This is a genomic window from Pseudomonas graminis (assembly GCF_004364335.1).
GTDB lineage: Bacteria > Pseudomonadota > Gammaproteobacteria > Pseudomonadales > Pseudomonadaceae > Aquipseudomonas > Aquipseudomonas graminis_D.
Genome location: NZ_SOCR01000009.1, coordinates 235,582 through 258,905 on the forward strand (window position 1 = coordinate 235,582; position 23,324 = coordinate 258,905).

The window sequence follows — 23,324 nt, forward strand, 5'->3', positions numbered from 1 at the left end:
GGTCAGCCGATCACTTGGGGAATGCTGGTGTACAGATTGGTGATGTACTCCATGAAGGTGCGCACCATCCACGGCCCGACCACGATCAGCGTGACCAGCATGACCAGCAGGCGTGGCAGGAAGCTCAGGGTCTGTTCGTTGATCTGCGTCGCGGCCTGGAACATCGAGACGATCAGGCCGACGATCAGGCTCGGCACCACCAGAATGGCGACCATGGTCGTGGTCAGCCACAGCGCTTCGCGAAACAGGTCGACAGCTACTTCCGGGGTCATGCTGCGCACTCCACATCAGACGAATTCATACGCCACCAAAACTGCCGGCCAGGGTGCCGATGATCAGCGCCCAGCCATCCACCAGCACGAACAGCATGATTTTGAATGGCAGGGAAATAATCAGCGGCGACAGCATCATCATGCCCATGGCCATCAGAATGCTCGCCACCACCAGGTCGATGATCAGGAACGGGATGAAGATCATGAAGCCGATCTGGAACGCCGTTTTCAATTCGGAGGTGACGAACGCAGGCACCAGAATCGTCAGCGGCGCTGCATCAGGCGTCGGAATGTCGGTGCGCTTGGACAGGCGCATGAACAGCTCAAGGTCGCTGGAGCGGGTCTGCGCCAGCATGAAATCCTTGATCGGCACTTCGGCCTTGGCCACGGCGTCCTGGGCGGTGAGCTTCTCCGCCAGGTAGGGCTGCAAGGCGTCGGTGTTCACCCGGTCGAACACCGGGGCCATGATGAACATCGTCAGGAACAGCGCCATGCCGGTGAGGATCTGGTTGGACGGCGTCTGTTGCAGGCCGAGGGCCTGACGCAGGATCGAGAAGACGATGATGATCCGCGTGAAACTGGTCATCAACATGACGAATGCCGGAATGAAGCTCAGCGCCGTCATGATCAACAGGATCTGCAGGTTGACCGAGTATTCCTGCTGACCGTTGGCGCCGGTGCCCAGCGTAATGGCCGGGATCGACAACGGATCGGCGCCGAACGCCAGCGGCGCCGCAAGCAACAGCAGCAGCGTCAAAACAATGCGCATCAGTTCGCGTCCTTCTGATCCGTAGTTCGTGTCGCGCCCGTCGTGCCCGGCGTACTTGCTTTTTTCCCTGCACCACCGAACACGTTCTTGCCCGTGCGCGGCCCGGCCGTGCCCTTGTTGCCCAGCGCTTCAAGCAAGCGTTTTGCGAATTCCGGCTGCGCGTTTTGCGCCTCTGGAACCTCGACCGGCTCGTTCATCACGTGCAGCGCGGTGATGCTGCCGGGCGAGACGCCAAGCAAGACCTGTTCGTTGCCGACCTGCACCAGCACCAGCCGATCGCGAGTCCCCAAAGCGCGGGAGCCCACCAGCTTGATCACCTGATTACCGGCCGGGCCCGCGCGCTGCACCCGGCGCATCAGCCAGGCCAGCACGAAGATCAGCCCGATCACCAGCAGCAGACCGAGCACCAGTTGCAGCAACTGACCGGCCATCCCGCCATTGAGCGAACCGGCCACCGGCGCGGCGACTGCCGGTGCCGTCGTTGCAGCCGTCGTCGCCGTCGTTGCAGCAGGCGCGACGGGCGACGCCGGATCGGCCGCCATCACCGTCCAGGACAACGCCAGCAGCGGCAGGCTCCACAGGGTTCTGATCACGCCGCGCACTTAACGCAGCTTCTTGATACGTTCGCTCGGGCTGATCACGTCGGTCAGACGGATGCCGAACTTTTCGTTGACCACCACCACTTCGCCGTGGGCGATCAGGGTGCCGTTGACCAGCACGTCCAGCGGCTCGCCGGCCAGACGGTCCAGCTCGATCACCGAGCCCTGGTTGAGCTGCAGCAGGTTGCGGATGTTGATGTCGGTGCTGCCCACTTCCATGGAAATCGACACCGGGATATCCAGGATCACGTCCAGGTTCGGGCCGTCCAGGGTGACCGCGCCATTGTTTTTCGGCACGCCGCCAAACTCTTCCATCGACATGCGGTTGGCCGAGTTGCCGGCGTCGGCGGCCAGTAGCGCGTCGATGTCCGCTTGCCCGTCCCCGGATTCACCCAGTGCAGCAGCCCACTCGTCGGCCAGAGCCTGGTCGTCTGCGGAAGTCATATCGTTGTCATTAGCCATGGTTGTCCTCGGGGAACATTGATTCGTTTACGCAGCACATTCGTTTTGCCGGCGACGGTGGTCAGCGGCGTTCTATGGGTTCGACGACTTGCAGGGCCAGGTTGCCCTTGTGCGAACCCAGTTTGACCTTGAAGGACGGCACGCCGTTGGCGCGCATGACCAGGTGTTCCGGCAGGTCGACCGGGATCACGTCGCCCGGCTGCATGTGCAGGATGTCGCGCAGCTTGAGCTGACGCGTAGCGACCGCGACGCGCAACGGCACCGAGACGTCGAGCACGTCCTGCTTGAGGGCGTTGACCCAGCGTTCGTCCTGATCGTCGACATCCGACTGGAAACCGGCGTCGAGCATTTCGCGTACCGGCTCGATCATCGAATACGGCATGGTCACGTGAAGATCGCCGCCACCGCCGTCCAGTTCGATATGGAAGGTGGAGACCACGATGGCTTCGCTCGGGCCGACGATGTTAGCCATGGCCGGGTTCACTTCCGAGTTGATGTACTCGAAGTTGACTTCCATGATCGCCTGCCAGGCTTCCTTCAAATCAATGAAGGCCTGATCCAGCACGATGCGCACCACGCGCAGTTCGGTCGGGGTGAATTCACGCCCTTCAATCTTGGCGTGACGGCCGTCGCCGCCAAAGAAGTTGTCCACCAGCTTGAACACCAGCTTGGCGTCGAGGATGAACAGCGCGGTGCCGCGCAGGGGCTTGATCTTGACCAGATTGAGACTGGTCGGCACGTACAGCGAGTGCACGTACTCGCCGAACTTCATCACCTGCACCCCGCCCACGGCCACGTCGGCGGAGCGGCGCAGCAGGTTGAACATGCTGATGCGGGTGTAGCGGGCGAAACGCTCGTTGATCATTTCCAGGGTCGGCATGCGTCCACGAACGATGCGATCCTGACTGGTGAGGTCATAACTCTTTACGCTGCCAGGCTCGGCAACACTATCGGTCTGTACCAGACCGTCGTCGACGCCATGCAGCAGCGCGTCGATCTCATCCTGGGACAGCAGGTCTTGCACGGCCATGTCGTGGTCCTACTGCAGTACGTAGTTAGTGAAAAGTACCTGTTCGATCACGCTCTTGCTCAGCTCTTTCTGGCCCACTTCCTGGACCACGGCTGCAGCCTTCTGGCGCAGCATTTCCATACCCACCGGCGTTGCGATGGTATCGAATGGCTGACCGGAGAACATCATCACCAGGTTATTACGGATGACCGGCATGTGCGCTTTCAACGCTTCGAGGTCGGCCTTGTCACGGGCCAGCAAGGTGATGCTCACCTGCATGTAGCGCTGACGGCCGTTGACGTTGTAGTTGACGACGAAGGGCGGCGTCAGCGGTTCGAAGATCGCCTCTTTTTTGGCATTCGCCGCTTCCGCAATGGCGGCTGCATCGGGCTTGCTCTCGGCCTTGTGCATGATGAACCAGGTCGCGCCTACCGACACACCTATGGCCAGCAGCAGCCCCACCACAATGAGGATGATGACCTTTAACTTGCCCTTTTTCGCAGGGTCCGCCACTGCTGCGTCGTCACTCTTCGCCATGCCAATAATCCGTCACTATCCAAGGGGTTCGGTGTTGCGTGACAGAGGAAGAGCAAGGGTTGTGCCAGAGTTGGCGAGAGGGGTCGGCTGATTGTGCCTCGCGGTTGAAACCGCGATGTTGGCTTTGGATTCTGTCCGAAGGGCGTAGGAGCGCGCTTGCCCGCGATCGGCTGCGCAGCAGTCGTAAAACCTGTCGATGCGTTTGAAGCTGACACATCGCACTCACCGGTTTACTGCCGCTGCGCAGCAGATCGCGGGCAAGCGCGCTCCTACGCCTGCGGCAGAAGCGGAACCCGTTTTCCGTCCCGTAGAAGCAGGCTTGCCGCCTGGTCAGGCGTAATAATCGACCGCGCTGGAACCCACAACGGTCAGCGGCGCGCTGGCGGCTGCCGAGGCAGCGTCCACCGGGGCGCCGTCGGCGATGAGGTCGCTACCACCGGCGCCGTTGACGCGGCTGCTGCCGCCGTTGCGCTGACCGTCGCCGCCCGACTGTTGCTGAGCCTGTTGCTGCCAGCCCTGGGACTGGTCGGAGACGTTGACGTTGACCTGCCCCATGCCCTGCTGGACGAAGGAATCACGCAGCCGGGACATCTGGCTTTCCAGCGCTTCACGCACGCCGACATGGGCGCTCATGAACGTGACCTGAGTCTGCTGGTCCGCCGCCATATTGACGCGGATGTCCAGACGGCCCAGTTCAGCGGGCTCCAGCTGGATGTCCGCCTGCTTGAGGTTCTGGCTCGACAGGTACATCACGCGGTTGACCACGCCTTCGGTCCATCCCCCCTGATTCATCGCCAGTGGCTGGTTGAGCAGCGGCGTGGCCGGGGCCGACGCCGAAGTGTTTTTCACCTGAGCGGCCTGGGACAAGGCCGCCAGTCGATCAGCGAAGTTATCCACCCGCGTATCGCTGGTGGCGGCTTTCACATCTTTCAGGCCATCAGCCAGCAGGCCGCTGAATGCTTTGTCGCCGCCGCCTTCGGTGGTGCTCTTGTCCACGGGCTGGTCGCCCAGCGCCGCCAGATTAGTGGCCAGCAGTTGTGAAGGATCGGCGCTCGGGTCTTGCTTGCCCCCGCCCTTGCCGTCGCCATGTACACCGTTATTCTGGGCCGTCTGCTGCGCCTTGTTTTCCAGGGCGACTTGCACGGCGGTCAAGCCTTCCAGGGGATCGGCGGAGGGATCGAAACCGTCGCCGGCGGCGTCGGTTGCCTCAGTTGCGTCGGTCGGCGCTTGCACCGCAGGCGGCGGCATCACCGGCAGCGCGCCGGCGAGGAGCGCCGGATCCACCGCAGGTTGGACGGGAGGCGTGACGGCCACAGGCTCCGGAACCGGCGGCGTGACGGCCAGGGTCGGGTCCGGCGCGGGATCGGCCACAGGTGCATCCGCCACCGTCGGGTCCTGCCCGCTGTCGGAGGCATCATCTTTGTCGTCATCCTTGCCTTTGCCAGCGCCCGCCTCATCGTCGGCCTTGCCGTTCACCGGCTTGGCAGGCAAGCCATTGCCGTTATCGGCAACGGTCTTGTTGTCAGCGGCAGACGTATGGCTGGCGGCGGGCTTGTCGTCAGCTGCCGAACTCTTGGCGCTTGCCGCCTTTGCCGGTGTGTTATCCGCACTTTGGGACTTGACCGGCGCCTGCCTGGCGAACACGTCAGAGAAGCTGGAAGTGTTGTGCTTGACGGGGTCCGGCGCCTTTACCGGGGAGGTATTCCCGGCTTTCTGGACTTTGGCCGCTGTCAAAGCCGTCAGTAATGGGTTGTTGGCGAGGGCCATGTGAATCTCCGCAAAAGCACAATTGCAGAGAGACAAAGCAAATGGCGGGCCAAGTGCGCCGGATGGCTGGATTAAAAGCGGGCTTCAGGGTGAAAGCCGGGTGGAAAGCCCGATTGGGAGACCATGCTCAGTGGCTGGCATGGCAGAGCTGCAGCTCGTCTTCGAAAACCTTCCTGACGGCGCAGAATTCCTCCTTGATCTCGGACACCAGCAGCCTGATCCGGGCGTCGTCCGCAGCCACTAACCCGCGCCCCTGTTCTTCCAGTTGCAGGCAGAGTTCGGACAAGTGGGTGGCGCCCATATTGCCGGTGCTGCCCTTGAAGCTGTGGGCCATCAGGCCGAGGCGTTGCAGCGAGGCGGTAGAGGCGGCAGTAAAGGAAGGGTCACGCAACAACAGGGCCATGTCGTTGACGCGGTTGACGGAATCGGAAATGAACACCTTCAGCAGCGCCGGGTATTCAGCTTCCATCACTTCACGCAGCGTGCTGAGCACGTTGAAGTCCACGGGATTATTCGACACTTGTTCACTCCTTGATCAAGACGCGCGGATTATGCCAGACCCTCCCAGGCAAATTCCACGCTGGCCGTCCGGCCATCATCGGACCACTGACAACGGTCGCTGAGTTGCCGCACCAGCGCAAGGCCGCGCCCGGATAATTGGGTGACCGCCGGCGGCAGCGCCAGCACGCGATCGGAATCGAAACCGGCACCGCTGTCTTGCACCCGCACCGTCAGGCGACCGCCCTCGCCGTCCGGAACGATCTGAAAATCGATGCGGATAAAACCGTCTTCCAGACGATCGAGGCGTTCGGCGCGTTGCTGATAGTAAAGCCCAAAACCTGCGGCGTCGCGTTTCAGCGCCGAGTCGAGCCCGAGGACGCCATGTTCCAGCGCATTGCTGTACAGCTCCGACAGCACGATATACAGCTCGCTGCTTTGCCCGCGCAAGCCATGGACCTCCTGCACTAGCTGCAACAGATACGGCAGCGGGTTGAAGCGCTTGAGGGTTGCCGCGCGGTACTCGAACGAGGCAGACCAATCCAGCGGGCTGGAATCCCCGCTGTCGGTGTAGATGACCGAGGGCGGGCCGAGCGCGTCAGGCTCGGTGAAGGCCACTTCGACCATGCTCACGTCATCCCGCGCCTGGCCACGAAACCGCGCCAGGGCCCATTGCACTTCTTCGATCAGCAGCGCCGGGTTGCGGTTGCTCACCAGCACGTTCTGCAAACGCCGGGCGCCGAACAGTTCGCCGTCCTGACCGGTGCTGTCGACAACGCCGTCGGACAGCAGAAAGACCCGATCCCCCGGGCCAAAGGGGTACACCTGGGTGTTGTCGTCAAAGCTGCCGGCGCTCAACACACCCAGGGGCACGTTCGACGAGATAAGCGGCGTATGCGCGCGGCCGTCGCTGTGCAGCAGATACCCATCCGGCAGGCCGCCGTTCCAGACCTCGACCAGTTGCTGCTTGAAGTTCAGGCACAGCAGCGCGGCGCAGCAGAACATGTCGACCGGCAGGATGCGTTTGAGCTTGGCGTTCATCTCCCGCAGGGTTTCGGGCAAGCCGTAACCCTTGGCGGTCATGCCGTAGAACACTTCGGCCAGCGGCATTGCTCCCACCGCTGCGGGCAAACCGTGGCCGGTGAAATCCCCCAGCAGCAAATGCATGTTGCCGGACGGCGACCACGCCGCCAGCAGCAGGTCGCCGTTGAACAGCGCGTAGGGCGATTGCAGGTAACGGATGTTGCGCGAACTCAGGCACCCGGAGTGGGCGATCTGGTCGAACACCGCCTTGGCCACGCGCTGTTCGTTGAGCAGGTATTTATGGTGGCGGGTAATCAGGTCGCGCTGGTGCAGGACGGTTTCCTGCAACACGCGCAGGCGGTTCATGGCGTTGATCTTGGCGGCCAGCACCACTTGGTTGTAGGGCTTGGCAATGAAGTCGTCACCGCCGGCGTCGAGGCAACGGGCGAGGTCTTCGCCTTCAGTCAGCGACGTCAGAAAGATGATCGGCACCAGCGCGTCACCCGCGAGTGTCTTGATCTGGCGCGCCGCTTCGAAACCGTCCATGACCGGCATCATGGCGTCCATCAGTACCAGTTGCGGCCGCCGGCGCTCGAACAGCCCGACCGCTTCGGCGCCGTCGCTGGCGGTCAGGACGTCATGGCCCTGGCGGCTGACGATGGCGGACAGGAGCATCCGGTCGCTGACGTTGTCATCGGCGATGAGGACCGTCAGGCGATCGGAGGCAGACGAAATCATCAGGCGATTTTGAAGAGTTTGGAAAAATTGGAGATGGTCAGGATTTTGTGAACCTCGGCGTTGCAGTTGACCAGTTGGACTTGGGCTCTGTCGCCACCGGCATGGTCACGCAGCAGGAGGAGCATGCCCAGCGCCGAACTGTCGAGGTAAGTCGTGCCGTTCAGGTCAACCGTGTAGCGTTTGGCCTGGGTTTCATTTTCGTAGGCACCGCGGAAATCCTGGTGCGTCGAAAAGTCGAAGCGTCCTTTGATGATGATGATCAGCTCTTGGCCATCGGCGGAACGTTCGGAGTTAACTGACATTGGCAAATTCCTTGTATGAAACAGCGCCAGACGCTTGAGTTTTAGCAGCCCTTGTGAGGCGTGGCAAATGGTTAGCTTTTACTTGGCATTCGGTATTAAGAGCGTCTGCCTAACGGCAGACATTTCGCCTTCGGCGAGTTACTTGGAAAAGCACCCCCCTCTCGGTTTTAAAGAGCAGCCAAGGGTGCTTGCTCCTGGTTGGGTTCCTCCTTCGTCGGAATACCCTCACTTCGACGACGCTCCGTGGGCCCGCGCCGAACGGACATCCATGTCCTGACGGCGCTCTCGCGGCATCCATGCCGCTCGGCCCACTCCGCGTCGTCTGCGTTCGGCCTGCACCCAAGTCGCGATTGGCGGTGTTTGGGCTTTCTGTGTTTGAAGATCAAGATCAAATGCAGATCAAAAGCCTTCCGGCTAAAGCCGGTCCCACAGGGGGACGCGGTGTTTTGGTGGCCTTTCGTACATTCTCAATGATCGGATGCAATTTCCCTGTAGGAGCCGGCTTGCTGCCGAATGCGTCCGGGCAGGCACCACAGCAGTGAAGATCAACCGCGTTCGCCAGCAAGCCGGCTCCTACAGATCTCATACCCACCTTCAACGCGGTAGCCCAGAAGCGCCGGGGATTCCAGCCCGATCAATCACCAATACCCCTCAGCCCTACCGTTGATTTTGCTTTTGCCTTTGCTCTTCCTACACAAAAGGTCCAGACACCGCAAAACGCGACTTGGGTGCAGGCCGAGCGCAGGTTTTGCGCAGTGGGCCGAGCCGCATGGATGCGGCGAGAGCGCCGTTGCGGACATGGATGTCCGTTCGGCGCGGGCCCACGGAGCAAGACCGGAGCGAGGGAACCCGACGCAGGAGGGCCAAACCGGGAGCAGGCACTTTTAGTTACTTTTAGTGCTTTTTAAAAGTAACTCGCCGGAGGCGAAACAATCTGCCCCCAGGCAGATGCCTTTGATCTTGATCTTGACCTCAAGCTCTTAAAACTGCTCAGTCCTGGGCAACCTCTGCACCAGCTCATCCAGCAATTTCTGCTCGCGTTTATCTTCCAGCGCACGCGCCTCATCGATATACCGCTGCACCAGCTTCCGCAGCCCCTCCACCCGCGCATACGCCTTCTGCCACTCGCCGCGCGCCTTGTTCAAATTATTCTCATGCCACGCCAGACTCTGACGCTGCTGCGCCACCGCCGTCTCCAACTGATTGAGGAAGCGCTGATAATTCATCAGCCACTGACCCGACACCCCATAGGCACCCTTGTCGATCCACTGCTGCTGATAATCAGAGCGAAACTTGTCCAGCTCACCCAGCTTGGTCTCGGCCAGCCGCACCTGCCCCTGAAAATGCCCCAGGCGCTGCACCGCGGCCTTCTCGACCTTTTCGGCCATCTCGACCACTGGCGCCAGACGGGCTGCGCGACTGAGGGCCATGACCGGTTAACCGCCAGCCTGAGGATTGAAAATCTTCGCCAACTGCTCCTCACTGCTCTGCATGCTCTCGTTCTCCTGCAAGCCCTGGCGCAAATACTTCACCAACTGCGGCTGCAGCGAAATCGCCAGGTCAGTCTCGCGATCGCCGCCGGCCACGTAGGCACCGACGCTGATCAAATCGCGGCTCTGCTGATAACGCGACCACAACTGCTTGAAATACTGCGCCTGAACCATGTGCTGCGGATCGACCACGGACGGCATCACCCGGCTGATCGACGCTTCGATGTCGATGGCCGGGTAATGGCCTTCTTCGGCCAGCCGCCGCGACAGCACGATATGGCCGTCGAGCACGCCTCGGGCCGAGTCGGCGATCGGGTCCTGCTGGTCGTCGCCTTCGGACAAAACCGTGTAGAACGCGGTGATCGAGCCACCGCCCGCCTCGGCGTTACCGGCGCGCTCTACCAGCTTGGGCAGCTTGGCGAACACCGACGGCGGATAACCCTTGGTCGCAGGCGGCTCGCCGATGGCCAGGGCGATTTCCCGCTGGGCCTGGGCGAAACGGGTCAGCGAATCCATCAGCAACAGGACGTTCTTGCCCTTGTCGCGAAAATATTCGGCGATGCGCGTGCAATACATCGCCGCGCGCAGACGCATCAACGGCGCGTCATCCGCCGGAGAGGCCACGACGACAGAGCGCTTGAGGCCCTCCTCGCCCAGGCTGTGCTCGATGAATTCCTTCACCTCGCGGCCCCGCTCGCCGATCAGCCCGACGACGATGATGTCGGCCTCGGTGAAGCGGGTCATCATCCCCAGCAGTACACTCTTGCCCACGCCGGTACCGGCGAACAGGCCCAGACGCTGACCGCGGCCGACCGTCAACAAACCGTTGATGCAACGGATGCCCACGTCCAGCGGCTGGCTGATGGGGTTGCGATTGAGCGGGTTGATGGTCGGGCCGTCCATCGGCACCCAGTCCTCGGCTTTCATGCCGCCCTTGCCGTCGAGGGGGCGACCGGCGCCGTCGAGGACGCGGCCGAGCATGGTCATGCCCATGGGCAAACGGCCGGTGTCCGGCAGCGGCACGACGCGGGCGCCCGGCGCAATGCCGGAGACGCTGCCGACCGGCATCAGGAACACCTTGCCGCCGGAGAAGCCCATGACTTCGGCCTCAACCTCAACCGGATGATGACTGCCGTCGTTGATCACCATGCAGCGGCTGCCCATGGCGGCGCGCAGGCCTTCGGCTTCGAGGGTCAGGCCGACCATGCGCAGCAGACGTCCTTCGACGATCGGCTGCGCAGGCAGGGAAATGGCCTCGGGGTAGGTGCTCAGGCGTTTGGCGAAACTGGTGCGTTCAAGGCGCATCGACAGCACCCAGCGGGTAAGTGGTTTTCTCGGCGCTCTGGATCGCCTCTTCCAGTTCGATGGTCACATCGGGCGGCGCCGGGTGCAGGGCCTGCTCGTGCAACTGATCGAACATTTTGCCAAGGGCCTGACTGATCCGCGCCTCGACCGTGGCGTCGATGCGGCTGTGCTCGCTCTCGACCCGGCAACCGCCCGGCTGCAGCGTATCGTCCTCGAGAATGCGCCAGGTTTCTTCGTGACGCTCACGCATGGCTTTGACCAGCGCGAAGTCCTGCGGATTGATCAGAATGCGCACGTTGGCCGCGCCCATCGGCAACAGCCGCAACGCTTCGCGCAGCACCGTGCCAATCTGGCTGGAGTCGGTTTTCAGCTCGCGCTGGATGACCTGGCGGACCACATGCTCGACCAGTGACACCATCGATTTCTCGATCTGCGCATCCTGGTCAGCGATGGGCTCGAACAGATGCCCCATGAGAATTTCCATGCTGTCGAGCTTGGCCGCCAGGGCCACTTCCGCTTCCTGACGAACCTTGAGCTGGGTGCTGTGGAAACCCTCTTTTTCGCCGATGGCAAACCCCTCGTTGTAGGCGTCCTGACGGATGCTCTCCAACTCTTCCAGGGTCATCGGCTGGACTTCCTCCAGCGGTACTTCTTCGCTTTCGGCGAGCTCGGCTTCCTCAACCACAGGTTCCGGCTCGGGTGCTTCCACGTGCGGGTCGAAGCTGGGCAAGGCCCAGACGTCAATCCCGCGCAGATCCTGTGCGCGGATGAGCTCACTGGGTGGTGCTTTATCGGAGCTGGACATCAACGGCACCTACGCTTAAATCATTTCCTCGCCACCTTTGCCGCCAAGGACGATCTCCCCGGCCTCCGCCATACGACGGGCAATGGTGAGAATTTCTTTCTGGGCGCCTTCCACATCGCTGACGCGAACCGGGCCTTTGGCTTCCAGGTCGTCGCGCAGCAGTTCGGCGGCACGTTTGGACATGTTCTTGAAAATCTTTTCTTTGATGGCGTCGTCGGAGCCCTTCAATGCCAGTACCAGCACATCGGAGGAGACTTCGCGCAGCAAGGCCTGAATACCACGGTCGTCGACGTCGGACAGGTTGTTGAAGACAAACATGAGGTCTTCGATCTGCGTCGACAGGTCTTCGTCCACTTCGCGGATCGAATCCATGAGCTGGCCTTCGATGGAGCTGTCGAGGAAGTTCATGATATCCGCCGCGCGCTTGATACCACCCAGGGTAGTACGCGACGTGTTGGCATTGCCCGAGAACTGCTTCTCGAGGATCTGGTTCAATTCTTTCAGCGCCGCCGGCTGCACGGTGTTCAACGACGACACGCGCAGGATGATGTCCAGGCGCACCTTGTGGTCGAAATGGCTGAGCACTTCACCGGCCTGATCGGCGTCGAGGTAGGCGACGACGATCGCTTGAATCTGCGGGTGCTCGAAACGGATGACGTCGGCCACCGCGCGCGGTTCCATCCACTTCAGGCTGTCGAGACCGCTGGTGTTGCCGCCCAGCAGGATCCGGTCGATCAGGCCGTTGGCCTTGTCCTCGCCCAGCGCCTGAGTGAGCATCTTGCGGATATAGCCGTCCGAGCCGATGCCGACGCCGGTCTGATCGCCGACCACGTCGACGAACTCGCTCATCACCTGCTCGACCTGCTCGCGGTGCACATTGCGCATCTGCGCCATGGCCACGCCCACTCGCTGAACCTCTTTGGGGCCCATGTGGCGCAGGACCTGGGCGGCGTCCGTCTCACCCAGGGTGAGGAGCAAAATCGCGGCCTTGTCCACGCGGGTCAATTTAAGCGCAGCAGCTCTATCACTCATCAGCGTTGATCCATTCTTTGACGACCTGGGCTACACGCGCCGGGTCCTCGGCCACAAGGCTCTTGATTGCGTTGAGCTGTGCGTCATAGCCCTCGGTAGGGCTCGGCAACAGAATACTTTGCGGACCGCCCAGACTGACGCGGTCATTTGCCAATTCACCGTCCATCCCGATCATGCCGCCCAGCTCGGAGTCGCCGTCGAGGCGCTTGCTCTGCGGATTGGTGATGCCCTTGAGCACCGGACGCAGTACACCGAACACCAGCACCAGGATGAACAGCACGCCCATGGCCTGTTTGACGATGTCCCAGAACCATGGCTGCGAGTAGAACGGAATGTCCGGAATCACTTCGCCGCGATCGGTGGAGAACGGCACGTTGATCACGCTGACGCTGTCGCCACGGCTGGCATCGAAGCCGACGGCGTCCTGCACCAGGCGGGTGAAGCGCGCCAATTGATCGGCGGTCCACGGCACCATCGTCGTTTCGCCATTGGCCGGGTTGACCTTGACCTGATCATCGACCACCACCGCAACCGACAGGCGATTGACCTTGCCCTGCTGCTGCTTGGTGTGGCTGATGGAACGGTCGAGCTCGAAGTTCTTGGTCGACTGGTTACGCTTGTCGGCCGGGTACGGCGCCAGCATCGGCTGACCGGTGGCCGGGTCCATGATCTGTTGACCGTTGGCGTCCAGCAGCGGCTGGCCCGGGGCGATGGCGCCCGCGGCACCGGCTGCACCGGCGGCGGCGTTCTGTGGCGCAGTCGCCGGGCCAGGCGGCTGGTTGCTCAGTGCACCCGGTACGCCCCCTGAACCGCTGCTGCTGGAGCGTTGTTCGTTGACCGTCTGCTCGCTGCGCAAAGCAGGCTGGTCCGGGTTGAAGCTTTCGGCGGTGGATTCGACGGCGCTGAAATCAACGTCTGCCGACACTTCTGCCTTGTAGCGGTCATTGCCCAGCACTGGCTGCAGAATGTTCTGCACACGCTGGGTCAGCATGCTTTCCATGCGGCGGGTGTAGTCGAACTGCTTGCCGGCCATGGACAGCTCGGAGTTCTCGGCCTGATCGGACAGCAGGTTGCCCTTCTGATCGACGACGGAAATCTGCGACTTGCTCAGTTCCGGCACGCTGGTGGCAACCAGGTTCATGATCGCCAGCACCTGACCCGGCTCCAGCGAACGACCGGCGTACAGCTCAACCAGAATGGAAGCGCTGGGCTTGCGATCGTCACGCACGAACACCGAGCTCTTCGGAATCGCCAGGTGAACGCGGGCGCCCTTGACGTTATTGAGGCTGGAGATGGTCCGCGCCAGCTCGCCTTCCAGGCCGCGACGATAACGAGTGGCCTCCATGAACTGGCTGGTGCCCAGGCCTTGATCCTTGTCGAGGATTTCGAAACCGACGTTGCCGTCGCTCTGGGCGATACCGGCACCGGCCAGCTTGATGCGGGCGCGGGAGAGGTCATCGGACTTCACCAGCAGCGCGCCGGAATTAGGCTCGACGGTGTAGGGAATGTCGGCCTGAGCCAAGGTGTCCATCACCTGCTTGGTGTCGACGCCCGACAAGCTGCCATAGAGCGGCTTGTAATCCGGCTGTTGCGACCAAAGCACGACGGCGAAACCAATCGCCACGCTGGCAGCCAGACCGACCATAAGGCCGACCTGACGCAGCATGGTCATCTCGGAGAGATTCTGCAGGAAGGCCAGGCCGAACATCGGCGGCTTGCTTCCTGGCGTACCCGTTTTGGCGGGTACGTTGTCGACGACGGCTTCGGCCATGACTTAAATCGTCCTCAAACCGGCATTTGCATGATGTCTTGGTACGCCTGAACCAGCTTGTTGCGTACCTGGGTCAGCGCCTGAAACGACACGCTGGCTTTCTGCGAGGAGATCATCACGTCGGTGAGGTCCACGCCGCTCTTGCCCATCTCGAAGGCGCTCGACAGCTGATTCGACGCCTGCTGGGTGTCGTTGACCTTGTTCACCGCCATGCCAAGCATGTCAGCGAAACTGCTCGCACCGGCCTGCTCTGGCGCTGCGATGGCCTTGGGCTGAGCCATGGCGTCCATTTGCATGGAGCGCATGTCCAACATCAAGCGATTAAATTCAACACCTTGGGTCATGACGTTTCTCTCAAAAGGGCCGCAAATTTTTGACACGGATTCAGCGGTTACCTAAGCATTAGCAACAAGGGTGCCAGACCAATAGCGGCCATGTGCCACGTTTGATGAAAGTGTTCGGACGGGTATTTAAACGGACACATAAACGTAGAAGCCGGCCTGCTGGCGAACGCGACGGGTCAGGTAAAAACGATGCGTCTGACCCTCAGCATTCGCCAGCAAGCCGGCTTCCAGAGATCTTTCAGGCAGGTTCAGGAGGCAAACAGAAACCCTTCGACATCCATCCCCGCATCACGCATCTGCGCCAGCTTGTAGCGCAACGTACGCGGGCTGATACCGAGGCGTTCAGCGGCCTCCTTGCGACGGCCGCGTTCGGCCCGAAGGGTGTCGATGATCATCTGGAACTCCCGGCGCCGCAGGTCTTCCCCCAAGGCGCCGGCCCCATCCCCGCTGACCGTATCGGGCGACACTTCCATGGCGCCGGCCGCGACTGCCGACACCTGAGGCGTCGGCGCGGCGGCGAAGGTGATCGGCCCGGCGAGACAGAAGTCCTCGGCCTGAATCACCCCGCCCTGCTGCAGAATCAGCGCCCGCTGCACCGCGTTGTCCAGCTCGCGGACATTGCCCGGCCAGGCATAGCTGACCAGGCACTGCTGCGCTTCGGCCGACAGCCGCACCGGGGCATGCTTCATTTTATTGACGTGCTTGGCCAGCAGACGCTCGGCCAGCGGCAAAATGTCGGCGGGACGCTGGCGCAAGGATTGCCACGCGAGCGGGAACACCGACAGTCGATAAAACAGGTCTTCGCGGAAGCGCCCGGCCGCTACTTCGCCGGCCAGATCGCGGTTGGTCGTCGCCAGCACACGGATGTCCAGTTCGATAGGCTTGCGTGCACCGACCCGCTCCACTTCCCGCTCCTGCAGCACACGCAACAGCTTGGCCTGCAGGCCCATGGGCATTTCGGAAATCTCGTCGAGCAGAATGGTGCCGCCTTCGGCCTGCTCGAACTTGCCGGCCTGGGAAGCAATGGCGCCGGTAAACGATCCTTTCTCGTGGCCGAACAGCGTGGCTTCGAGCATGTTGTCCGGAATGGCCGCGCAGTTGATCGCGATAAACGGCTTGCCGGCACGGGGCGATTGCTCATGGATGAAACGCGCCAGCACTTCTTTACCCGTGCCGGACTCGCCTGAAATCAACACCGTCGAATCGCTCTTCGCAACACGGCTGGCGAGGCTGAGCAATTGCACGCTGGCAGGCTCGACCGCAATCGGCCCCTCGCCATCGGCCGGCCCGAGGCGACCCAATGCATGGCGAGCCACCAATGCCACCAGCGCCTTGGGCTCGAACGGTTTGACCAGATAATCGGCCGCGCCCTGACGCATCGCATCGACGGCGCGGTCGACGGTGCCGTGGGCAGTCATCAGCAGTACCGGCAGTTGCGGGTAGCGGCTGCGCAACTGGCCGAGCAATTGATGACCGTCCATACCGGGCATATTGACGTCGCTGACCACCAGGCTGAACGCCGAATCGGCAGCGGCAATCAACGCCTCTTCCGCCGACCCGACCGCCTGATAGGCATGGCCGGCCAGCGCCAGGGTTTCCCCCAGTGCTTCACGCAAGGAAGGATCATCCTCGACCAGCAGCACATTGATGGTCATGAGCGTTCACCTGCCGTTATTGCCAACGTGCCAGGCCCAGTCCCGGCGCCAGGAATCAAGGGCAACGACACGATGGCGCAGGTGCCACGGCCTGGCCGCGAGCGGAATTCGACACGCCCCTGGTGCGCCCGCGCCACGGCGGTGACCACGGCCAGCCCGAGGCCGGTGCCGGTGGTTTTGGTGGTGAAGAATGGCTCACCGATGCGGGCCAGGGCCGCCGGCTCAATGCCGCTGCCGCTGTCGCTGATACAGAGGCGCAACGTGGTGCCGCGGCTGTAAGCATGAATCTTGATGAGGCGCCGCCCGTCACTCTGTCCGGCACTGGCCTGGACGGCGTTTTCAATGAGGTTGAGCAGCGCGCCGACCAGTGTGTCGCGGTTGCACAGCAATTCACCCGTCGGGCTGTCGCACTGCCAGCGCACGGCGACGTCACGCACATGGGTCTGGGCGGCGGATTCGAGGGCGGCGACCAGCGCGGCCGGCGTCACCCGGTCCGTCAGGGGCAGCTCCCCACGGGCAAACACCAGCATGTCGCGGACCTGATGCTCGAGCTCGTGCAGGCGCTCCTTGAGCCGCCCGGCGAAGCGCTGTTGGGTCTCGACGTTCAACGCCTGTTCAGCCAGATGGCTGGCGTAAATCATGGCAGCGGACAGCGGCGTGCGTATCTGATGGGCAAGGGAGGCAACCATGCGGCCCAGCGATGACAAACGCTCATGACGCGCCAGCTGACTTTGCAGATGACGGGTTTCGGTCAGGTCGTTGAGCAGCACAAGCTGACCTGGTTCGGCGTCCAGAGAACGAGTGGCAATGGACAACCGGCGCCCGTCCTTCAGGGAGATTTCGTGGCCGTCATCCTCACGGGGCGCAAAGCAGCGGGCGATGACGTTGCGCCAGAGCATGCCGATCAACGGCTCGCCCAGCAGATCGAGCGCCGCGGGATTGGCCTCGCGAACCATGCCGGTGCCATCGATCACAATGACGCCGCCGGGCAGCAGATCGAGCAGATGCTGCAAGCGGTTGGCCAGACGTTCCTTCTCCGCCAGCTCCTGCATGCGCTGGGCGCTGACCACGGCCAGTTCGCCTTTGAGCTCGGTGACCCGCGCTTCCAGCAGGCCGTAGGAATCGGTCAATTGAGTCGACATCTGGCTGAACAGCGCGAAGGCCTGTTCAAGCCCTTGCCTGCTTGCCACTTCCGGGGACTGCTGCACTAACGAACCAATGGCTAAAGAGGGTTCGGAAGACATCTGAGCGGCCTGGGGCATAGTTGATCTCTCGGGTAGCGAACCGTCAGTAAACGGTATGTTCCAAGAGACATAGCAATCCCCGTGCCGAAAAAAAACCGCTGAAAAATCAGCGGTTTATTTTTGACGCGTCAATCGACAGTCAGTCTTCGACCTGTTCGTCGCCTTCGCGACGGCTCATGCCGTACTTGCGCATTTTCTCCACCAGCGTGGTGCGGCGGATACGCAGACGTTCGGCGGCGCGTGCCACGATCCCGTTGGCATCGTCCAGCGCCTGCTGAATCAACCCCTGCTCCAGACCACCAAGGTAGTCCTTCAGGTCCAGACCTTCAGGCGGCAGCAACGCGCTGTTGGCGAAGTTCGGCGCATGGCCGTTGATGGCAACGCGCTCTTCGAGATCGCTGCGCAGGCTGTCCACCAGTTGCTCGTCTTCGTCGTCGACGTAGCGAAATTTCTTCGGCAGCTCAGAGACGCCGATGACACCGTACGGGTGCATGATCGCCATGCGCTCGACGAGGTTGGCAAGCTCACGGACGTTGCCCGGCCAGCCGTGACGGCACAGGGACATGATGGCGGCGGAGTTGAAGCGGATCGAACCGCGCTTCTCATGCTCCATGCGCGAAATCAGCTCGTTCATCAGCAGCGGAATGTCTTCCACCCGCTCACGCAACGGCGCCATTTCGATCGGGAACACGTTCAGGCGGTAGTAGAGATCCTCGCGGAAACTGCCGATCACGATCATGTCTTCAAGATTTTTATGCGTCGCGGCGATGATGCGCACGTCCACGCTCTGGGTCTTGTTGCTGCCCACGCGCTCGAAGGTGCGTTCCTGCAGGACGCGCAGCAGCTTGACCTGCATCGGCAGCGGCATGTCGCCGATTTCATCGAGAAACAGCGTGCCGCCGTTGGCCAGTTCGAAGCGCCCTGCGCGGCTGGTGATGGCGCCGGTGAAAGCGCCCTTCTCGTGGCCGAACAATTCGCTTTCGAGCAACTCGGCCGGGATCGCGCCGCAGTTGACCGGCACGAACGGCGCATCGCGGCGCTTGGAATGGTAATGCAGGTTCCGTGCGACAACTTCCTTGCCGGTCCCGGATTCACCGAGAATCAGCACACTGGCGTCGGTGTCGGCGACCTGCTGCATCATCTGGCGAACGTGCTGAATCGCACGGCTGGTGCCGACGAGGCTGCGGAAAAGATTGGGTTCGCGCTGACGCCCACGTTCACGGGCCTGGTCGTACATCTCGCGATAGACCTGGGCGCGGTGCAGGGAATCCAGCAGTTTGCTGTAGCTGGGCGGCATCTCGACGGTGGAGAGGACCCGGCGGCGCAGATCGTCCGCCAGTTCGGCCGAGGAATTCTCGCCCATCAGCAGGACCGGGAGGAACTCGTCCCACGCGGCCACGGTTTTGAGCAGGCCTTGAAGGCTGCCCGGGGCGTTCACGCTGCCGACCAGCACGCAAAGCACTTCTCGGGTGGATGTCAACGAACCCACGACTTGCTGCCAGTCTGTGCTGGAGCAGGACAGGTTCTCATCACCCAGAAAATTCAGGATCACCGCCATGTCACGGCGGCGCTGGCTATCGTCATCGATCAGCAGGATTTTGATTTCACGCCACATGCAATAGCAACTTCCCTAGTCAACTCGATGCCCGATCACGGGCAAGCTTGGCTTTCGTATCGTCCGTTGAGACGTGTCAATCACCGAAATTAGTGAACTTCACTAGTTAAGTCAAAAAACCGTACACAGTCAAATTTATGGCGTACTTATTTTGGCTATGGACCAAGTGTCAACCGAACAGATGGTAAACCTTTGCCGCGCTTTTCGCTCGCTGGATCTGCGACATTTCGTCGACGATCGCTTGACGTTCGCCCACAGCAACGTCAATAAGCTTGCGATAGACGCCTAGCAGCTCTTCCAGATTGTTGCGCAGTTCAGGCTCATCGTTGCTCGCCTGGCTGATGACCTCATCGACGCAGGCCCGGCAGGCCATATCGAGCTGGCCGATTGCCTCCCAGTCACGCTGCTCGAGGGCATCGACCAAGGCTTCACGGGTTTCTTCGATTCGCTTGAGTGCAGCGCTCATGGGTTTCTCCTTCAGAGCACGGGTTGCTGATCGCCGATCGCATCCCAGCCTTCCTTGACCGTGGTCAGCAGGCCGCTGACTTCGTCGAGGATCTTCGGATCGGATTTGATGTTCGCTTCCGCCAGACGCTTCATCAGGTAGACGTACAGGTTGTCGACATGGGCCAGGGCTTCAGCCTGTTTTTCCATGTCCAGACCTTCGCGCAGGCCACCGATGATTTCAATCGCCTTGCCAATCAACAGCCCTTTGGCGGGGATGTCTTTACGCTCGATGGCACCCTTGGCCTGGGCGATACGGTCCAGGCCGGCTTCCATCAGCATCTGTACCAGACGGTGCGGCGTGGCCACTGCGGTCTGGGCATGTGAGTTGACCTTCTGATACTGACGAAGGGCTGCCATACGGTTCATTGTCTTACCTCGCGCAACGAAGTTTCTATAGTGAGGGTATCGACACGGGCCGGAAAAACTTTAAGGCCAGATGCCAAAAACCCGGCACTGGAGGCCGGGTCTTGATCAACTCGTCAACGGTCAGCCACTTTGCTGGGCATTGAGCGAGTCAAAGAACGAGGTGATGCTCGTCGCCGAGGCTTTCAACTGCCCCACCAGCAAGTCCATCGCGTTGTATTTGGCGGTCAGGGTGGCGGTCAGCGTCGTCACGCGCAGGTCGAGGGCAGCCTGTTGGTTTGTCAGATCGGTCTGCTGCTTGTTGAGGCTGGTGGTGCGCGTGTCGAAAATACCGCCGGTCTGGGTGTAAGGCGTGATGGCAGCCTGCATCCGCGAGAGCAAGCCGTTGGTGCTGTCCGTGCCGCTGAACAGTTGCTGCACGTCGCCCGCCAGACCCTGATTCATCGCGGCAGTGAACTTCGTAGCATCAAGGCTGAGCGTACCGTCGGATTGACCGGTGGTGATGCCCAACTGCGAGAGTACGGAAACGCCACCTGGGGCACCGGTCGTCACCAACTGATCGCGGATTGCTGCAAGAATCGAGCGTGGCATCGCATCGCCGGTCAACGCAGCCGGAGTGACCGTTGCTCCGGTGGTTTTGTCGGGGGTATCGCTTACCGTCGCCTTGGTGACAGTGCCCACGGCTTTGACGACTGTGTTGTAGGCATCGACGAAGGTTTGCAGCGAGGCTTTAAGGCCATCGTTGTTCGCCGACACCGTCACAGTCGAAGTACCCGTTCCCCCCACCAGTGTCATGGACACGCCGCCGAGGCTCTTGTCGATGGTGTTGCTGGCACTGGTGATGCTCAGGCCGTTGACCGTCAGGCTGGCGTCGACAGCTTGCTTATCGATGTAGCCGGCGCTGGTGGTGCTTTTCGGGTCAAGCGCAGCGCCGGCAACAATGTTGAATTCACTGGACGTCGTGCTGGAGGCCGTAATGTCGGTGCCTTTACCCGTCACTGTCGAGCTGAACACCAGCCGTGAGCCATTGTCATCGGTGATGATGTTGGCGCTGATGTTCGACGTCGAGCTTTGTGCGTTGATCTGCTTGGCCACCGACGCCAGGGTAGCGCCGGTCGGGATGGTGATCTTGGTGTCAATGCCATTTTGAGTGAGGGTCAAATCGCCACTCGGAATAGCACTGGTGGACCCGCCTGAGAACGAAGCGCTGGCGACACTGGAGCTTGTGGCGAGGTTGCCTACTTTGATGGTGTAAGTACCGGGCACGGCCGAGTTATCGGACGTAACGGTCAGCATGGTCGCGTCAGAAGCTTTTGCCGCATAGCCGGCGAAGGCAGGCGTGTCGGTTTTGCCAAGATTGGTAAGCGCGGTCTGAAACGCAGTCATCGCGCTCTGCAGCGTGCCGATGCCGGAGATTTTGGTGGTGACCAGCTTGGTCTGGGTGGTGATCTGGGTCTGCTTGGCCAGCTTGTCGGAGTTGACCAGCGCCTCGACGATAGAACCGATTGCCAGGCCCGAGCCGAGGCCGGTGGAGGGGGTAATTGGACTAGCCATGTGAGTCTCCTTTCAGTTGTAGTCGGCATTTTGACGAGCACGCCACACCGAAGTGCCGCGTTCACGTTTCATGCCATTTAAACTTTTGCTTCGAACAACAGGCTGTTTGCGTTCTTCAGACTGTCGGCGAGTTTCAACGCCTCAGCAGACGGCAATTGCCGCACCACTTCACCGGTTTCCGTGGCGATCACTTTCACTACCACTTTGCCGGACTTGTCGTCGATGGAGAATTCCAGGTTGCGATGAACGGACTGAAAAAACTTTTCCATTTGCTTGACGGCCGCTTGCAGCTCTTCGGTTTTCTTTTCCGGATCTGAGTCTTTACTTGTCGATGTGCCTGACGGCGATGAAGCGGCCGGAGCAGGAACGACTTGAGGCGCCACGGCTGGCTTGTCAGCAACCACAGGCACCGCGGGCAACGACTGGATCACTGGATAAGACACATTCATCCTGTTACTTATGTCCATGTCCACTCACCTCTTGAAAGTAAAAAGCGGGAGAGCACGCAAGCATACTCCCCCGCCAAAACTCTAGCCGTTATTACTGAAGCAGTTTCAGAACAGCGGATGGCAGCTGGTTAGCCTGGGCCAGAACAGAGGTGGAAGCTTGTTGCAGAGTCTGTTGTTTGGTCAGGTTAGCGGTTTCAGCAGCGAAGTCGGTGTCTTGAATACGGCCCAGTGCAGCAGTGGCGTTTTCGTTAACGTTTTGCAGGTTGGAGATGGTGCTGGTCAGACGGTTCTGCGAAGCACCCAGGCTCGAACGGGTGCTGTTGATCTGTGCCAGTGCAGCGTCGATTGCCGAGATAGCGGCGTCAACGTTGGTGTGGGCAGTGGTGTTGTCGCCGCCGCTGATCGAACTTGTACCGCTCGAAACGCCCAGAGCCGAAGCAGTGAAGCTGCCGGTCAGGACCAGGTCGATGTGGTTCGAAGTACCGGTGTTGGAACCGACTTGCAGAGTCACGGTGCTAGCCGAGCCGTCCAGCAGGTTCTTGCCGTTCAGGTTGGTCGAATCAGCGATACGGGTCAGTTCGTCAGACATCTGGCCGTATTCGGCGTTCAGCGAGGTACGGTCAGCAGTACCGTTCGTGTCGTTTCGGGACTGAACAGCCAGTTCACGCATACGCTGCAGAATGTTGGTCGATTCTTGCAGAGCGCCTTCAGCGGTCTGAGCGATCGAGATACCGTCGTTGGCGTTCTTGATGGCAACAGTCTGGCCGCGGATTTGCGAAGTTTCGCGAGTTGCGATCTGCAGGCCGGCTGCGTCGTCTTTAGCGCTGTTGATTTTCAGACCGGAAGACAGACGAGTCATCGAAGTCGACAGTGCATCGGAAGCTTTGGACAGGTTCTTCTGAACAGCCAGGGAAGCTACGTTGGTGTTTACGCCTAAAGCCATGATGAATTCCTCGTGAGTTGTTTGCTGCGGCTATCCGGCCCTGGCAAGCGCCGGGTGTGGCCTAGAGAACCTACGTAATGTTTATCGTCGCGGTTGCCAGGAGCTTGAGGGCTTTTTCAAATTTATTTGCCACCAGAGCGCCACCCCCGCAGTTTGTTGTCCGGGGATACACAACGTTTCGGCGCAACCCCTGGAAGCTTTAACCTGACCCGGCGATTTGTTAACCAGTTCTCAAAAACCCGGGCGCCCCCTGCGGCGCGCCCGGGTTTTG

At 61.1% G+C, this 23,324-nt stretch carries 23 protein-coding genes and 1 pseudogene; all 24 read right to left on the reverse strand.

Annotated elements, in window-relative coordinates; translation table 11 throughout:
* Window positions 1-2: 2 nt before the first annotated feature.
* The 24 genes and pseudogenes from fliQ to EC919_RS18820 all read right to left on the reverse strand — a co-directional run bounded on the left by fliQ (window position 3) and on the right by EC919_RS18820 (window position 23,053).
* Window positions 3-272 carry a flagellar biosynthesis protein FliQ gene (gene fliQ, locus EC919_RS18705; RefSeq protein WP_065987304.1) on the reverse strand — a complete coding sequence of 90 codons (270 nt, stop codon included), beginning with the start codon at window positions 270-272 and terminating at the stop codon, window positions 3-5.
* Between the two features lie 25 nt (window positions 273-297).
* Window positions 298-1,041, reverse strand: a complete 744-nt coding sequence (gene fliP / locus EC919_RS18710) for a flagellar type III secretion system pore protein FliP (protein WP_133775889.1) — start codon at window positions 1,039-1,041, stop codon at window positions 298-300.
* 119 nt (window positions 1,042-1,160) lie between these two features.
* Window positions 1,161-1,583, reverse strand: a pseudogene (fliO, locus tag EC919_RS18715) (flagellar biosynthetic protein FliO); the annotation flags it as partial.
* 60 nt (window positions 1,584-1,643) lie between these two features.
* Complete coding sequence (fliN, locus tag EC919_RS18720) at window positions 1,644-2,102, reverse strand: flagellar motor switch protein FliN (RefSeq protein WP_074893017.1); 459 nt, start codon at window positions 2,100-2,102, stop codon at window positions 1,644-1,646.
* 61 nt (window positions 2,103-2,163) lie between these two features.
* A complete protein-coding gene (gene fliM / locus EC919_RS18725; protein WP_133775890.1) occupies window positions 2,164-3,132 on the reverse strand; it encodes a flagellar motor switch protein FliM in 969 nt (322 codons plus the stop codon).
* A gap of 9 nt (window positions 3,133-3,141) precedes the next feature.
* Window positions 3,142-3,648: a flagellar basal body-associated protein FliL gene (fliL, locus tag EC919_RS18730; RefSeq protein WP_074892978.1), complete on the reverse strand. Its 507-nt coding sequence runs from the start codon at window positions 3,646-3,648 to the stop codon at window positions 3,142-3,144.
* A gap of 330 nt (window positions 3,649-3,978) precedes the next feature.
* Window positions 3,979-5,415: a flagellar hook-length control protein FliK gene (locus EC919_RS18735; protein ID WP_133775891.1), complete on the reverse strand. Its 1,437-nt coding sequence runs from the start codon at window positions 5,413-5,415 to the stop codon at window positions 3,979-3,981.
* A gap of 127 nt (window positions 5,416-5,542) precedes the next feature.
* A complete protein-coding gene (locus EC919_RS18740; RefSeq protein WP_243842287.1) occupies window positions 5,543-5,935 on the reverse strand; it encodes an Hpt domain-containing protein in 393 nt (130 codons plus the stop codon).
* A gap of 29 nt (window positions 5,936-5,964) precedes the next feature.
* Window positions 5,965-7,674, reverse strand: coding sequence for an ATP-binding SpoIIE family protein phosphatase (locus tag EC919_RS18745; protein WP_133775892.1), 1,710 nt, complete (start codon window positions 7,672-7,674; stop codon window positions 5,965-5,967).
* The gene (locus tag EC919_RS18750) at window positions 7,674-7,976 is read right to left on the reverse strand and encodes an STAS domain-containing protein (RefSeq protein ID WP_133775893.1); all 303 of its coding nucleotides are present in this window, start codon (window positions 7,974-7,976) and stop codon (window positions 7,674-7,676) included. The genes EC919_RS18745 and EC919_RS18750 overlap by 1 nt, the downstream gene beginning before the upstream one ends.
* A 980-nt stretch (window positions 7,977-8,956) precedes the next feature.
* The gene (gene fliJ / locus EC919_RS18755; RefSeq protein WP_133775894.1) at window positions 8,957-9,406 is read right to left on the reverse strand and encodes a flagellar export protein FliJ; all 450 of its coding nucleotides are present in this window, start codon (window positions 9,404-9,406) and stop codon (window positions 8,957-8,959) included.
* Between the two features lie 6 nt (window positions 9,407-9,412).
* Window positions 9,413-10,771, reverse strand: a complete 1,359-nt coding sequence (gene fliI, locus EC919_RS18760; RefSeq protein WP_133775895.1) for a flagellar protein export ATPase FliI — start codon at window positions 10,769-10,771, stop codon at window positions 9,413-9,415.
* The gene (gene fliH / locus EC919_RS18765) at window positions 10,761-11,576 is read right to left on the reverse strand and encodes a flagellar assembly protein FliH (RefSeq protein WP_133775896.1); all 816 of its coding nucleotides are present in this window, start codon (window positions 11,574-11,576) and stop codon (window positions 10,761-10,763) included. The genes fliI and fliH overlap by 11 nt, the downstream gene beginning before the upstream one ends.
* Before the next feature lie 15 nt (window positions 11,577-11,591).
* Window positions 11,592-12,608: a flagellar motor switch protein FliG gene (gene fliG / locus EC919_RS18770; RefSeq protein WP_065987292.1), complete on the reverse strand. Its 1,017-nt coding sequence runs from the start codon at window positions 12,606-12,608 to the stop codon at window positions 11,592-11,594.
* Window positions 12,601-14,379, reverse strand: a complete 1,779-nt coding sequence (gene fliF / locus EC919_RS18775) for a flagellar basal-body MS-ring/collar protein FliF (protein ID WP_133775897.1) — start codon at window positions 14,377-14,379, stop codon at window positions 12,601-12,603. The genes fliG and fliF overlap by 8 nt, the downstream gene beginning before the upstream one ends.
* 14 nt (window positions 14,380-14,393) lie before the next feature.
* The gene (fliE, locus tag EC919_RS18780; RefSeq protein WP_133775898.1) at window positions 14,394-14,723 is read right to left on the reverse strand and encodes a flagellar hook-basal body complex protein FliE; all 330 of its coding nucleotides are present in this window, start codon (window positions 14,721-14,723) and stop codon (window positions 14,394-14,396) included.
* A gap of 248 nt (window positions 14,724-14,971) precedes the next feature.
* Window positions 14,972-16,378: a sigma-54-dependent transcriptional regulator gene (locus EC919_RS18785; RefSeq protein ID WP_133775899.1), complete on the reverse strand. Its 1,407-nt coding sequence runs from the start codon at window positions 16,376-16,378 to the stop codon at window positions 14,972-14,974.
* Window positions 16,375-17,622: a sensor histidine kinase gene (locus EC919_RS18790; protein WP_243842288.1), complete on the reverse strand. Its 1,248-nt coding sequence runs from the start codon at window positions 17,620-17,622 to the stop codon at window positions 16,375-16,377. The genes EC919_RS18785 and EC919_RS18790 overlap by 4 nt, the downstream gene beginning before the upstream one ends.
* A 139-nt stretch (window positions 17,623-17,761) precedes the next feature.
* A complete protein-coding gene (locus EC919_RS18795; RefSeq protein ID WP_133775901.1) occupies window positions 17,762-19,237 on the reverse strand; it encodes a sigma-54 dependent transcriptional regulator in 1,476 nt (491 codons plus the stop codon).
* 169 nt (window positions 19,238-19,406) lie between these two features.
* Window positions 19,407-19,703 (reverse strand): flagellar protein FliT, encoded by a 297-nt coding sequence (fliT, locus tag EC919_RS18800; protein ID WP_133775902.1) that lies wholly within the window; start codon window positions 19,701-19,703, stop codon window positions 19,407-19,409.
* Window positions 19,704-19,714: 11 nt separating this feature from the next.
* Window positions 19,715-20,110 (reverse strand): flagellar export chaperone FliS, encoded by a 396-nt coding sequence (gene fliS, locus EC919_RS18805; RefSeq protein ID WP_133775903.1) that lies wholly within the window; start codon window positions 20,108-20,110, stop codon window positions 19,715-19,717.
* Window positions 20,111-20,230: 120 nt separating this feature from the next.
* Complete coding sequence (fliD, locus tag EC919_RS18810; protein WP_133775904.1) at window positions 20,231-21,661, reverse strand: flagellar filament capping protein FliD; 1,431 nt, start codon at window positions 21,659-21,661, stop codon at window positions 20,231-20,233.
* A 77-nt stretch (window positions 21,662-21,738) separates the two neighbouring features.
* Window positions 21,739-22,128, reverse strand: coding sequence for a flagellar protein FlaG (locus EC919_RS18815; protein ID WP_133775905.1), 390 nt, complete (start codon window positions 22,126-22,128; stop codon window positions 21,739-21,741).
* A 73-nt stretch (window positions 22,129-22,201) separates the two neighbouring features.
* Window positions 22,202-23,053, reverse strand: a complete 852-nt coding sequence (locus EC919_RS18820; protein WP_133775906.1) for a flagellin domain-containing protein — start codon at window positions 23,051-23,053, stop codon at window positions 22,202-22,204.
* Between the last annotated feature and the right edge of the window lie 271 nt (window positions 23,054-23,324).